The sequence below is a fragment of the Thermomonas sp. genome, from assembly GCF_047606765.1.
In the GTDB taxonomy this organism is placed as follows: domain Bacteria; phylum Pseudomonadota; class Gammaproteobacteria; order Xanthomonadales; family Xanthomonadaceae; genus Thermomonas.
This window is the reverse complement of record NZ_JASGED010000012.1, coordinates 11,512-25,233: the sequence shown is the minus strand read 5'-3', so window position 1 is coordinate 25,233 and position 13,722 is coordinate 11,512. Positions and strand designations below refer to the sequence as shown.

General features: G+C 63.1%; 13 protein-coding genes. 2 read left to right on the top strand and 11 right to left on the bottom strand.

The genetic code is table 11. The features are described 5' to 3' along the window. Positions 1-92 precede the first annotated feature (92 nt). Together QM612_RS01435 and QM612_RS01430 are read right to left on the bottom strand one after the other, a co-directional pair. Positions 93-719 carry a CoA transferase subunit B gene (locus QM612_RS01435; protein WP_415252114.1) on the bottom strand — a complete coding sequence of 209 codons (627 nt, stop codon included), beginning with the start codon at positions 717-719 and terminating at the stop codon, positions 93-95. Between the two features lies 1 nt (position 720). Further along, positions 721-1,440: a CoA transferase subunit A gene (locus QM612_RS01430; protein ID WP_415252113.1), complete on the bottom strand. Its 720-nt coding sequence runs from the start codon at positions 1,438-1,440 to the stop codon at positions 721-723. Positions 1,441-1,680: 240 nt separating this feature from the next. On the opposite strand from QM612_RS01430, the gene QM612_RS01425 reads away from it, so the two are divergent. Both QM612_RS01425 and QM612_RS01420 read left to right on the top strand, forming a co-directional pair. After that, positions 1,681-2,427 (top strand): electron transfer flavoprotein subunit beta/FixA family protein, encoded by a 747-nt coding sequence (locus QM612_RS01425; RefSeq protein ID WP_415252112.1) that lies wholly within the window; start codon positions 1,681-1,683, stop codon positions 2,425-2,427. After that, entirely contained in the window at positions 2,427-3,368 is a 942-nt protein-coding gene (locus QM612_RS01420; RefSeq protein WP_415252111.1) for an electron transfer flavoprotein subunit alpha/FixB family protein, read from the top strand. Before QM612_RS01425 ends, QM612_RS01420 begins: the two co-directional genes overlap by 1 nt. Positions 3,369-3,507: 139 nt before the next feature. On the opposite strand, the gene QM612_RS01415 is transcribed toward QM612_RS01420, so the two are convergent. From QM612_RS01415 to QM612_RS01375, 9 genes are read right to left on the bottom strand one after another with little or no spacing between them, the layout of a single operon-like run. After that, positions 3,508-4,080 (bottom strand): class I SAM-dependent methyltransferase, encoded by a 573-nt coding sequence (locus tag QM612_RS01415; RefSeq protein WP_415252110.1) that lies wholly within the window; start codon positions 4,078-4,080, stop codon positions 3,508-3,510. Further along, positions 4,077-4,463 (bottom strand): hypothetical protein, encoded by a 387-nt coding sequence (locus QM612_RS01410; protein ID WP_415252109.1) that lies wholly within the window; start codon positions 4,461-4,463, stop codon positions 4,077-4,079. The genes QM612_RS01415 and QM612_RS01410 overlap by 4 nt, the downstream gene beginning before the upstream one ends. A gap of 37 nt (positions 4,464-4,500) precedes the next feature. Beyond that, a complete protein-coding gene (locus QM612_RS01405; RefSeq protein ID WP_415252108.1) occupies positions 4,501-5,601 on the bottom strand; it encodes a glycosyltransferase in 1,101 nt (366 codons plus the stop codon). Next, positions 5,598-6,539, bottom strand: a complete 942-nt coding sequence (locus QM612_RS01400) for a glycosyltransferase (protein WP_415252107.1) — start codon at positions 6,537-6,539, stop codon at positions 5,598-5,600. Before QM612_RS01400 ends, QM612_RS01405 begins: the two co-directional genes overlap by 4 nt. A gap of 32 nt (positions 6,540-6,571) precedes the next feature. Beyond that, complete coding sequence (locus tag QM612_RS01395; protein ID WP_415252106.1) at positions 6,572-7,657, bottom strand: NAD-dependent epimerase/dehydratase family protein; 1,086 nt, start codon at positions 7,655-7,657, stop codon at positions 6,572-6,574. Between the two features lie 9 nt (positions 7,658-7,666). Then, positions 7,667-10,033 carry a glycosyltransferase gene (locus QM612_RS01390; protein WP_415252105.1) on the bottom strand — a complete coding sequence of 789 codons (2,367 nt, stop codon included), beginning with the start codon at positions 10,031-10,033 and terminating at the stop codon, positions 7,667-7,669. Positions 10,034-10,045: 12 nt separating this feature from the next. Next, entirely contained in the window at positions 10,046-10,891 is an 846-nt protein-coding gene (kdsA, locus tag QM612_RS01385) for a 3-deoxy-8-phosphooctulonate synthase (RefSeq protein WP_415252104.1), read from the bottom strand. Continuing rightward, positions 10,888-12,531, bottom strand: a complete 1,644-nt coding sequence (locus QM612_RS01380; protein WP_415252103.1) for a glycosyltransferase family 2 protein — start codon at positions 12,529-12,531, stop codon at positions 10,888-10,890. The genes kdsA and QM612_RS01380 overlap by 4 nt, the downstream gene beginning before the upstream one ends. After that, positions 12,528-13,721, bottom strand: a complete 1,194-nt coding sequence (locus QM612_RS01375; protein ID WP_415252102.1) for an ABC transporter ATP-binding protein — start codon at positions 13,719-13,721, stop codon at positions 12,528-12,530. Before QM612_RS01375 ends, QM612_RS01380 begins: the two co-directional genes overlap by 4 nt. Between the last annotated feature and the right edge of the window lies 1 nt (position 13,722).

The window sequence follows — 13,722 nt, the reverse complement described above, 5'->3', positions numbered from 1 at the left end:
CGGAGCTTGCTCCGCTTTCTGCATCAATATCGCTCAAGGCCGTTTCCATGCCGAGCAAGCTCGGCATCTACTACCAGCGCCCCGCGAGTGCCTCAATGCAACGGCACGCCCGTCTTCGCCACCGCTTCCTCACGGCTCACGCCTTCGGCCAGTTCCACCAGCTTCAAGCCGTCCGGGGTCACGTCGAACACGCCCAGTTCCGTGATGATGCGGTCGATCACGCCCACGCCGGTCAGCGGCAGGGTGCATTCGGGGATGATCTTGGGCGCGCCTGTCTTGGTGGTGTGCTCCATCAGCACCACCACGCGCTGCACGCCGGCCACCAGATCCATCGCGCCGCCCATGCCCTTGACCATCTTGCCGGGCACCATCCAGTTGGCGAGATCGCCCTTGTCGGTCACTTCCATCGCGCCCAGGATCGCAAGGTCGATGTGACCGCCACGGATCATCGCGAAGGAATCATGGCTGCCGAAGTAGCTGGCACCCGGTACCGCGGTGACGGTCTGCTTGCCGGCGTTGATGAGGTCGGCATCCACCGTGTCCTCGGTGGGGAACGGGCCGATGCCGAGCAGGCCGTTCTCGCTTTGCAGCCACACATCCATGCCATCCGGGATGTAGTTCGCCACCAGCGTCGGCAGGCCGATGCCGAGGTTCACGTAAGCGCCGTCGGTCAATTCCTGCGCGGCGCGCTGCGCCATCTGGTCACGGTTCCAGGCCATGTCAGTTGCCCTCCGGCTGGCGAATGGTGCGTTGTTCGATGCGTTTTTCCGGCGTCGGATTCACCACGATGCGCTGCACATAGATACCGGGCAGGTGGACGTGATCGGGATCGATCTCGCCGATCTCCACCAGTTCTTCCACTTCCACCACGCAAACCCTTCCCGCCATCGCGCAGGCCGGGTTGAAGTTGCGCGCGGTCTTGCGGAAGACCAGATTGCCGGCCTTGTCGGCCTTCCACGCCTTGACCAGCGACACATCCGCCTTCAGCGCGGTTTCCAGCACGTACCAGCGGCCATCGATCTGCCGCGTCTCCTTGCCCTCGGCCACCACCGTGCCGTAGCCGGTGGCGGTGAAGAACGCCGGGATGCCCGCACCGCCGGCGCGCAGGCGCTCGGCCAGCGTGCCCTGCGGGTTGAACTCCAGTTCCAGCTCGCCGCCCAGATACTGGCGCTCGAACTCCTTGTTCTCGCCCACGTAGGACGAAATCATTTTTTTGATCTGGCGGGTGGTCAGCAGCTGACCCAGGCCGAAGCCATCCACGCCGGCATTGTTGGAAATGACGGTCAGATCCTTCACGCCGGAATCGCGCAACGCGGCGATCAGCGCCTCTGGGATGCCGCACAGGCCGAAGCCACCGACGGCGAGGGTTTGTCCATCCGCCACCAGCCCGTCGAGGGCGGCTGCGGCGCTGGCGTACTGTTTGCTCTTGGCGGAAGCCACGGGCATTGCTCCAATGCGGGGGAGAACGCCCATTCTAGCGGGCGGCGGCGTCCTGCCCAGCGTACTTTCGGGCAACCGGCGAGAACGTGGCGAGGTTGCCGGGTGTTCGCGCAACCGCATTTCGAGCGGCGCAGCGAATGCCCGGCAGCCTCGCAGACCACGGCTGGAGCGCTTGGAGCAAATACCCGGATCGCCCTCGGGTAAAATGGCGGTCTTGTCCTCTTCAGGATTCACCGCACGATGAAAATCCTCGTCGGCTACAAGCGCGTGGTGGACTTCAACGTCCGCATCCAGGTCAAGCCGGACGGTTCCGGCGTGGTCACCGACGGCGTCAAGCTGTCGCCCAACCCCTTCGACGACATCGCGCTGGAAGAAGCCCTGCGCCTGCGCGACAAGGGCATCGCCACTGAAGTCGTGGTTGCCACGATTGCACCCGCCGACGCCCAGCCGCACCTGCGCAACGGCCTGGCGATGGGAGCCAACCGCGCCATCCACGTCGTGGCCGATGGCCCGGTGCAGCCACTGACCGCCGCCCGCGCCCTGCTCAAGCTGATCGAGAAGGAATCCCCGGATCTCGTCATCCTCGGCAAGCAAGCCATCGACGACGACGCCAACCAGACCGGCCAGATGCTTGCCACGCTGTGGGGCCGCCCGCAGGCGACCTTCGCCTCCAAGCTCGACATCGCAGAGGGCAAGGCCACCGTGGTGCGCGAAGTCGATGCCGGCCTCGAAACGCTGGAGGTCGATCTGCCCGCCGTGGTGACCACCGACCTGCGCCTCAACGAGCCGCGCTTCATCAAGCTGCCGGACATCATGAAGGCCAAGAGCAAGCCGCTGGAAACCATCGCCTTCGCCGACCTCGGCGTGGATGCCAACGATTCGCTCAAGACCACCCACCATGCCGCGCCAGCCAAGCGCAGCCGCGGGGTGATGGTGAAGGATGCGGCGGAACTGGTTGCCGCGCTCAAGCAGAAGGGGCTCCTGTGATGGCCAAGGTTCTCATCGTTGCCGAACACCTGGACGGCAAGCTCAACGCCGCCACCGCCAAGACCGTCTCCGCCGCGCAGGCGCTGTCGCCCGAGGCCATCGACATCGTGGTGCTGGCTGCCGATCCCACCGCCATCGCCAGCGAAGCCGCGCAGATTGCAGGCGTTGCGAAGGTGCTGACCATCGCCAATGCCGCCAACGCGCACGCCATCGCACAGGTGCAGGCCCCGCAGGTCGCCGCGCTGGCGAAGGGCTATACCCACGTGTTCGGCCCCAGCACCACCTTCGGCAAGGACCTGATGCCCTGCGTGGCTGCGCTGCTGGGCGTCAACCAGATTTCCGACCTGATGGCGGTCGAAGGCACGCACACCTTCAAGCGCCCGATCTACGCCGGCAACGCGATCATCACCGTGGAAGCACCGGCCGACCAGATCGTGGTCGCCACCGTGCGCACCGCCTCGTGGCCGGAAGCTGCGAAGGGTGGCAGCGCCGCCGTTGAAGCAGCCAGCGTGGATGCCGCCCTGCCCTCGCATACCCGCTTCGTGGGCCTTGCCGCCGGCAAGTCCGACCGCCCCGACCTGCAAAGCGCCAAACGCGTGGTATCCGGTGGTCGCGGCGTTGGCTCCGAGGAAAACTTCAAGGTCATCTACGCGCTGGCCGACAAGCTGGGCGCTGCGGTCGGTGCCTCGCGCGCGGCAGTCGATGCCGGCTACGTGCCGAACGAACTGCAGGTCGGCCAGACCGGCAAGATCATCGCCCCGGAGCTGTACATCGCCGTCGGCATCAGCGGCGCGATCCAGCACCTCACCGGCATCAAGGACGCCGGCACGATCGTCGCCATCAACAAGGACGGCGACGCGCCGATCTTCGAGATCGCGGATATCGGGCTGGTGGGAGATCTGTTCGCAATCCTGCCGGAGCTGGAAGCGGCGCTGGGTTGACGCGCAATCACATGCGACAGGGGGCATGTGCGCCCCCTGTCAGCAGTGCAGCACACTGCATCTCTTCGGCAACCTGATTCGTTCGCGCATCCCACGTCACAAAAGAAGCATGGGACGAGAGTGATGCGCTTGCCGGTGATTACTCCCGGAAGCCCGCCACCGTGATGACGCGCTTGTCGGCCTGTCCCTTGCGTGCTTCGTTTGAAAGCAGCCGGTAGCAACCGGGTGCAACATCTTCGAACAATTGCATCCAGATTTCCGGCGGGAAAATCGAAAGATGGCTATGGCCATCGTCATAACAGGCGATGCGATGGAAGTGCCGCCTGCCGAAGCCATGGAAGCGCGTCAAAAGTGCGGGCAAGCGGTCTGGCGGCAGGTGCTCCAGGAAATCGGCGGACGCCACGATGTCGAAGGGCTCATCCGGCGACCACTGCATCGCATCCGCCTGGACGAACCCGATACCCGGGTGGCGGGCACGAACGTCCTCCAATACTGGTGATGCCGCCCAGTCGAGGCCCATCACCTGCGGCCAGATCGCGACAGCCCGTTCCAGGAACAATCCATTGCCACAGCCCAGTTCAAGGATCGAAGTCCCCCCCCATTCCCGCAGGAGGGGCAGGTCCTGTATCAGCCAGTTGTTCCCCTGGAAGGCGGGGTTGGCATCGTGCAGGGACTGGTAATAGGCCGCGTCCAGCCGGCTTCGTTCGTTCATCGCTGTCCACTCGTTTCAGTCCAGACGGCCATGGGTTGCACGCGGGTCGAGCCGAAGTAGTCGCCAACGACCCGGAACCTCAGCGGCCGGCTCAGGAAATGCTGGGTGCCGTCCGGGCCGAAGCCCACCAGCACGAATTGATAGTAGCCGGGACATAGCTGTGCCGGCCCCAACTCGACCTGGAACTCGCCGCCCGGGGACGCCATGAAACCGCTGCGGCCCGAATGCCAGTCCGCCACGGTTGGCCCGTTTGCTTCATGCAGGATGGCGCTGACCTGCACCGGGAAGTCGAGCGAATGCCGCGCCCGCACCCAGGGGACGAGCCAGCACAGCAGTACCGAGACTCCCAGCAAGATGACGTATTCGAACGAGTTGAACAGCATTCCGCTTCACCTCTCCGGATATGGCGCTACGGCTTTCTCAGGGGCATCGAACTCCGACCCGCGCCATCGCTGTGCGTAGTTGCGCCTCGAGCAACTCCGGCGCAAAACGCGACCTGCAGTAATTGCGCGCTGCCTTGACCATCTCCACGCTTTTTCCGGGAGATTCGAGCATACCGTCAATGGCTGTTTCCCAATCGTCGCCGACCAAGACACCACCTCCCGATTCCGAAACGACATCGCGATACACGACGACATCGCTTGCCACTACCGGAATGCCGGCGGCCGTGTACTCGATGAACTTCGTGGGCGCCTTGCAGCGATTGAAGGGTTCATCAACGAGTGGCGCAAGTCCGACCGCCCACGAAAGCCGGGAGAGCTGCTCCAGGAACGCCCCGTAGGATTTGCTGACCGGGTGCGAAGTAACCCTGGGACCGAAGGGCGCGAGTGCCTGTGGCATCGCGATCGTGCCGAATGTCTCGAAGCGCAATTCCGGCATGCGGGTCATCAACCGGCAAAGGGCGGGAACCACCAGTTCCAGATCCTGCGCATGCCCCCGCGATCCCATGTAGCCGATGACGCGAGCAGCATTGCCCGATGCGGCATCCACATCCCCGGGATAGGACGCATAGATGCCATGGAAAATGTCCCGATGCGGAAACCTTGTTCGCATCCGTTCAGCCAGTGCCGCCGTCGATGCGTAAACCAGATCTGCATTCGACAGCAGTTCCCTGCGGGCTTCCTTGACCTGCAGCGAACCATTCCGCTGCATGATGTCGGCGCCGAGGGAATCGGGAAGGTCGAGAAGATCGTCGTCGATGTGATACACGACCGGGACGCACTTGTTCCGCGCCAGCCGCATGAACGCCACGCCCGAAGGCAGGCCAAAGCGCGTGAACACGACAAGATCGGGGCGGAAGCGGCTGCGGATGATATCCCAGGCCTGCAAGCCGAAATCATCCACCCGCGCCTGGCTCGCCACCGCAAAATTGAGTTCGCCGCGCCCGTGCATCGCACCAAGCGGCCTGTCAAAACTGATGAAGTACGTGGCGTTGACGTGCTCGGTCAGGACGAGGATGTTGGGCTTGCCCGTGTTGCCCTCGCGCAGAATGTCGAACACCCCGTTGGCCAGCGATGTCATGCGTCCGGCATTCCGCTGCCGCTCGCCTGTTGGCGCGCCAGTTCGGCCTCGTATTTCTTGATCGCGGCAGCACGCATTCGCTTTGCCTCGTACACCGCCTTGTGCGGGATATATCCCGATTTCTTGTCGGACCAGGCGTTGTATCGATCCCAATGGCGCTGCAGCGGAGCAGGAATGAAATGCCGGAAACGGATATCGCGGATCAGCGATGGCCGGAAATAGCCGAGCTCGATTTCCTTGCGGATGTCGGCAACCTTGAGCTTGCCTTCGCGCAACATGTGGCGCACCTCGGCGAACCAGAGATGCCCGTTGCGATTGCCGCACGCCGTCCAGGGCTGGGTCGCGACGTCGGTGTAATGCAGCAGGCAGGTGTCTTCGTCCCAATGCTCCAGGCTGTTCCACTCGAAGGGGACGCCGTACTTCACTTCGGATTCGTCGAGGATGCAGAACTCCATCATCAACTGTTCGTAGTCGTACTCGCCCCTGTCCATCCCGGCGATGATGTCCTCGATCTTCCAATCGAGCCTGTCGCAATCGAGCAGCATGACCGCGCATTGCTTCTTGCGGGCCTTCGGTGCCCCGGCTTTCCGGGTCGTCTCGTCCTCGAACTTCACTTCCTTCTGGACGATGACCTTGGCACCGTCGAACGGGATGTTCCAAAGGTCGAGGATGTCCTTGAAGACCATCATGTCGGCGTCCATGTAAATGGCACGCCCCTTGTAACCCGCCAGTTTCGGGATGCAGAAACGACTGAAGGAGAAACCGGTGCGCTGGGTGTTCCGGGGATCCTTCGGCACGGGTACGGGCAGGTCGAGCATCGGGACCACTTCCACCTTCGCGGTGGTATGGCGCTTGATCGAATATTCGAGGACGGGAACCGCCAGCAACTGCGACCTGTCGACGCCGACGAAAACACGAACCGTTTCGTTGTCCATCATGTCCTGATTCGCCATCAATTTCCTCTCCGACATTATGCCCCAGCCCATCGGGCCAGTTGACCCAGTCCATCGGCGAGCCGCACGCGCGGCTCCCATCCCAGCAACGCCCGCGCCGCGCTGATATCGGCGCGGGCGTGGCGAACATCACCAACACGGAACTGACCACTCACGCTGCAGGCATCTGCCGGAGCACCCAGTGCCTCCATCAATGTCCGGGCCACTTCCAGGATCGTCACCGCTTCTCCGCTGCCAACGTCCAGCACGGCACCGTGCGGCAGATCCGCACTGCCCGCGCGAACCAGCGCGTCCACCACGTCATCGACGAACACGAAGTCGCGCGCGATGTTGCCGTCTTCGAAGATCGCAAGCCCCTGCCCCGCCAGCAACTGGCTGCAAAAGATGGAGAGCACGCCCGTATAGGGGTTGCGCAAGGATTGCCCGGGGCCGTAGACATTCTGGAAACGCAGCATCACTGCATCCCAGCCAGCCCCCTCGCCCGCCTGCTGCAGCAGGTATTCCTGCATCAATTTCGTCGATGCATAGATGGACGCAGGTGCCGGCGGCAACCCGGCATGGCTGGCGATGGCCTGGTACGGCGGCTCGAAGCCTGGTGGTGCCCCGACCGAGAAATCTCCTCGCGCCATCGCGGCAGGATCGCGCGGCAAGCCCACAAACTCCCGGCCCTGCGCATCCCGGTAACCGCCTTCCCCGTAGACCGCGCGCGACGCAGCAAGCACCACGCGCCGCGTGCCAGCGTGGCGGCGAATGGCCGCAATCAGGTTGGCCGTTCCGGCCACATTGGCCCTGCAATACCGCACGACTTCGTCGTAGGACTGCCCTGTACCGGTTTCCGCCGCAAGGTGGTACACAAGTGCCGGACGCGACTCGGCAACAGCATGTTCCACCACTTCCTGCTCGCCGACGTCTCCCATCAGGAAGCTGCAGCCTTCCGGAAGCACGGGCGGCGATGCATCGGGGCCGTGAACCTGTGGATGCAGGTTGTCCAGCACCATGATTCGTGCGTCGGGATGACATTGGCGCAGCGCTTTCACCAGCCGGCTGCCGATGAAACCCGCCCCACCGGTTACCAGAATGCTGCTGGCATCGTCGTTTCGCATTGCGTTTTCCTACTTCTTGAGATCGTCGAGGATCAGCGCGGCGGCATCCCCGGACTTGATGGCCGAATCGACGAATGCGCTGGCACGTGCCTGGAAATCCTGCCCGTTCTCGCCTGCAATCGCCGCTGCAACGAATGCATGCCAGTCCGCCTGGTCGCGGATCTGCGGCAGCGGGTTGTAGCGGTCGAGTGACAAATCGTGTGCCACCACGGCAACCGGAAGACTGCGCCGTGCTGCATCCAGCGCCACCGTGGACGGCGTGGTGATGACGGCATCCATGTGGCCGAGCAGTTCGCCGGCCGTGTAAGGCTCCCAGCGCGGGTCCGCCGGATCGGCGATGACGATGTTCGACTGGCCTGGACGCTCCCCGGTGAAGCGCGAGGTCAACCACATCCCCGCGTGGTGTGGCTTGACCAAGAAACATGTCTCCGGGAATGCATCTGCCAGCGATGCGATGCCATCCAGAAAGAACGTTCGATACTCGTCGGAATAGCGGTGCCAGTGCAGGTTCTCGAACACGCCGACGACGCGCTTGCCATCGGGCAACAGGCATCCTGCACCATCGGCAGCAGGCACAACCGCAGGCTTGGTGCAACCCATGCTGATGCAACGCGCGCGCGTTGCAGGGCTCACATCGGGATGCAGCGTGTCCAGCCCACCCCACAGATAGATGCGATCCGCCAGTATTTCGATGCCTGAAACCGGGTGCACCTCATCGCTGTAGGTCAGCGCAACGTTTTCCAGTCCGTGCTGCATGGTCGCAGTACGGACTCCGGCAGCCTTCGCCAATCGGGTCAGCCTATTGGTGAATTTGTGCGGGCCAAGGCTGGTCTCGGTGATCGTGAGCAGGGCCTTGGTGTTGCGCGGAAAACCGCTGGAAGCGATGGACTCGGTGACGATCGGAATCGGCTGCAGGTCGCAGGTTGCAAGTTCACGCGCGACACGCGGCGACTTCCGCAACAACGCGATGCTGCACCACACCTCGAGTGCCAGACCTCGTTCGCGTGCCTTGCGGATCAAGGGGAGGGCAAGATCCAGGTCTTGAATCAGATTGAGCGCGATGACCAGATCCAGCGACTTCGCATCGGACTGCTGGTGACGATGCGCTTCCGCCTTGTTCAGCGCACCGATCCAGCCGCCGGCGATTTTTTGCGGCCCGAACTCCTGCACGATCAAGTTGCGCGCCTTTGCAACATGCGCCTTGGCGATTTCGGCATCACGCAGATAACCGCGAATGCCCTCACGGAATCCGTCCAGTGCCACGCATCCGGCAAACGCACGCATGGCCGGCGTCGGCGTCGCCACCACCGGGACACCGGCGGCCAGCGCATGGATTGCACGGTTGGCCGACTTGCAGATGCTGAACTCATCGAGCGAATTGGGGATCAACACCACATGGCTCTTTGCCAGCCACCGGGCAACGACCTCGGGCGACCATTCCTCGTAACGGGTCGTGATCTCGAAATCGCAGATGTGTTTCTCGTATTTTTCGCGATTATTGCTGACGATGATCAGCTCCGCTGGAAACTCTTCGGCGATGGCCTCGATGTCTTCGCGGATGGCAAGCAGATCGAGCATCCCGAACTGCGCATGCGGGGCACCATGCGATCCGAACCAGAGCAACCGCGCTGGCCGCTCGGCCGTGAAGCGCCCTTCTGGCGCACGGCTTTCGACGATGCGCTTCGAGTTCCCGGTTCGCCCGGCGGGTTTCTTCTTGTTGCCCGAAGGCGACGGCGTTTCATCCTGGCCGCGGTTTCCACGCAGGCGCCGCCACAGGCTGCGCGCCGCCAGTGCGAGGACACGTGGCTGGAATGCATCCTGTCGCTGCAGGTAGAGTTCAAGACGATCACGAAGCGGCGGGTTTTCCGCCCGCCTGCGCGCCAATGCCAGGGCATGCTCACCATGGCGCTGGCTGGCTTCGTCGTCCATCCCGTCCGGCACCACCAGAACGGGCACGCCACCCACTTTTCCGCGCACGACATCGGCCAATGCTTCGGTCGTGACCACGATCGCATCGGCGCGCGCCGCCATCGACAGGAAAAAATCGCCGGGCTTGATGCTTCTGCCCTTGCCGTAATCCTCAATGAAGATGTTGTCGCACAGGTCGAGGATGACCGGCTTGCCCAATGCCCTCGCTTGCTGGGCAAGGTTGGCGCATTCCAGCGAGAAATTCTTGACGAAGACGAGGGCATCCAGCTCCCGCAATCGCGGACTCGCGCCGGCTGTGAACACCACGCTTCTGCAGCCAATCGCCTCGAGCGCCACCATCGGCAATAGTGCCCGATAGCGGACACTCGCCACCCTGGCGTCCAGCGACGAAACACACCAGCCGATCCTTGCCTGCTTCATGTCCTGCACGCCATCGTCCATGACCATCCGCACACGATGTCAGCGGATGTCGAGCGCCGGCATTCCCTTGACCAGATCGTCGATTGCCTTGATCTGGGAAAGGAACGGTTGCAACTGGTCGAGTGGAAGCGCGCTGGGACCGTCACATCGGGCCCGGTCGGGATCCGGATGCGCTTCCAGGAACAAGCCCGCCAGCCCAACCGCCATCCCGGCCCTTGCAAGCTCGACGACCTGCCGACGACGCCCGCCCGATGCGGCTGCGCCGGGATCACGCATCTGCAGGCTATGCGTCACGTCGAAAATCACCGGTGCGCCGTTGCATGCTTCCGCCATTTGCCGGAACCCGAGCATGTCCACCACCAGGTTGTCGTAGCCGAAGCATGCCCCGCGTTCGCACAGGATGACCCGCTCATTGCCGGACTGGAAACATTTGCGGGCGATGTGGCCCACCTGCGACGGGCTCATGAATTGCGGCTTCTTGACGTTCACCACGCGACCGCTGCGGGCCACCGCAACGACCAGATCGGTCTGGCGCGCGAGGAATGCCGGAACCTGCAACGCGTCCACGACTCCGGCGACAGGCATGACCTGCGCTTCCTCGTGGACATCGGTAATCACCGGTACGTCGAAGCGACGCTTCACCTCCTGGAAGATCCGCAGCCCCACCTCCATTCCGACGCCCCGGTAGGAATCGACCGATGACCTGTTCGCCTTGTCGAACGAGGCCTTGAACACAAACGGGATCGACAGCGCCGTCGTCGCCTTCACGTAGGCTTCGCAGGCGAACAGGGTCGAGTCCAAGTCTTCAAGCACATTGATGCCACCGAACAACACGAATGGCAGGTCGTTGCCGACCGTGACGCCCTTGACGATTTCAACCTTCATGGCCTTTCGGCTCCTTCCATTGTCTTGTTGTATTTATCCTGCAGGTACGACTCGACGGTCATCAGGGATGACGCCACAACCGAGCTTTTCCTGCTGAACGCGGCGAAGCTGCGGCTGACCTGCACGCCCTGCAACATCATTCGCAGCTGCTCCACCTCGTTCATGGCGTCTGCATCGACCGCGGAAGTCGGCACGGAGCGCGCTTCCTCGCACATGGAGACAAGCGTCTGCCAGTCAGCGATGAACCGCTTGCCGGCATCATCAATCTCCTCGCCCTGGTATTTCTTCTGCCAACCTGCGGCCCGCCGGAAAAATTCGATCGCCCCTGTCCAGTTCCCGGCATCAGCCTGCGCGGGGAGCTCGACGCCATGCAGGACCTCGAAATCCGGCCAGTCGCCCGCCAGTCCATTCGGCGCGTGACGCTCGAACAATCGCTGCATGAGGCGAGCGAACTCTTCCTGCCGCCTTGGCTCGGATGTACCCGGCTCGTGGAAAACCGACATCGTGCCCACGTACAGGTGACGATATCCGTGTTCCGACATCCGCAGGCACAGGTCGGCATCCTCGTACTGGCAGGGGAACGCCCAGGTATCCATTCCGCCGACTGCGTACCACGCGTCCCGGCTGATGGCCGCACAGGCGGTGCAATTTGCGGCCGTCCAGCGCACCAGCCCCGACAAGGGCGTGAATTCACACTCCCAGATCCGCTGCGCGCCGGTCACGTAATCGATGCCCGCATGCACGCCCGCGCTCACGAGCCGCCCACCCCGTCCCACGATCCTCGGCGAGACGGTGCCGATGCCCGGCACCAGTGACCAGTTCGCAATCGTCTGCAGGCAACCCGGATCCAGCATGAAGCAATCGTTGTTCAACAGGACAACCGCTTCGGCAGACGTCAGCGCAACGCCAAAATTGTTCTGGTAACTCAGGTTGTAGGGTGCGTCGTACAACACATGCTGGACGCGAACCGAACGCCCGCCGCCACGGAACCATCGCGACAACGCTGAACGACGGTCGCTTGGGAACAATCGCGACAGCGCCGCATCCACACGCTTGTGCTCGCCGGGATCGGAACGATTGTCGATCACGACCAGTTCCAACTCTGCATCCAGCACCTGCGCCGCCAGATGCTCAAGGCAGGTGATCGTGACATCGGCGTGGTTGTGATAATTCAGGATCACGGCGATGGTACGCGCGCGCGTATCCGGCGCGATCCCATCGCTGGATTCATGCCGCCGCTCGAACGAAGGGCCGGCGAAGCGGTAATGACCGGGGAACCTGGCAACCGTTTCCGGCCCATGTTGCAGCAGCCAGGCCAAGCCTTCGCCGAGCGACGCATCGGCACCCACGCATCCCGTCTGCCGAAGCGCTTCAAGCCGCTCCGCGCTGATCGCACCACGACCCGGACCATGCAATTGCGATTGCAACCTGGCATCCCGGATCGGCGTTGCAACGCGAAGCGTGCGCAAGCGGCGGTGCCGTGGATAGAAATCGATGTAGACCTCGTCCCAGAGCCAGGCATCCGGGGTCATTCCGAGGGCAGATGCTTGCTCGATCGCGCCCTGCGGTGGCTCGTAGCCGCCATCGACCAGATACGCCTTTCCGAGCAATTCGAACACCACGCTGCTCTCGTCGCTCATGCCAGTTGCCTCGATGCGTGACCATCGTCCACCGACCATGCGCCCATGGGCTGCAGGCGCGTGGTGCCGAGGTGCAGGCCGTTGACCTTGAACCGCAGCGGGGGGCTGAGGAAATGCTGCGTCCCGTCGGCAGCCATGCCTACTGCCACCCACTGGTAGTAGCCGGGGCAGAGCTCGGCAGGCCCGACATCCAGCCTGAAAGACTCACTGGAGCGCGCGAGGAAACCGCTGCGCTTCGAGTGCCAGTCAGCAATCGTGGGCCCATTGCTCTCGTGCAGCAGGAAACACATGTGCAATGGCTCATGGTGCTTGTGGGTTCCCACCAATGACACCACATCACCATAATTGACGACGTCTCCATCCAGCGGCACGCCGTTGCAGAGCATCCGGAACTCGATCAGCTCCGGATTGTGGCTGGACACCTTCGCCGGCGACTTGCTGCCGACAAGTTCCTGATAGCACGCGATCCCGCCCTGCGTGCTGCCCATGTAGGCAGGTCGCCCCTTGTGCATGACCAGACAGGACGTCGCCATGCGGGAAACATGATTCATCCCGTGCGTCACCAGCACGACTGCGGAACTGCGGCGCATCTCGTCCACGCGCTCGTAGCACTTCATGCGGAAACCCAGGTCACCGACCGCGAGGACTTCATCGATGATGAGGATGTCCGGGGACATCACCACGGTCGTGGCGAAGCCCAGCCGTGCCTTCATCCCGGAGCTGTAGTACTTGACCGGCGAATCGATGAACTCGCCAAGTTCGGCGAAGGCGACGACTTCTTCAAGACGCTGCGCCGTCTCACGCTTCGACAGGCCAAGAAGGCGGCAGCGCAGGGCAACGTTCTGACGTCCGGTCAGCGTAGGCGACATGCCGGACGACAGCTCGATCATCTTCTCTATGCGGCCGTTGCGCTCGATGGTGCCTCGGTCAGGCGACAGGATGCCGGAAAGCGTCTTGAGCAGGGTGGACTTGCCAGCACCATTGCCACCGATCACTGCAAGGCATTCACCACGACGCAGTTCGAAACTGACGTCGCGCAGGGCCCAGAACTCATCCTCACGCAAAGTCTCTGTCTTGCGCGTGCCAAGCGCTTCCGCCACCACGTCACGCATGCCGTAGCTGATCGACCGCCGCAACGAACGGGTGTACTTCTTGCCCAATCCATCGGCACGCAGCAGGAGTTCGGACATG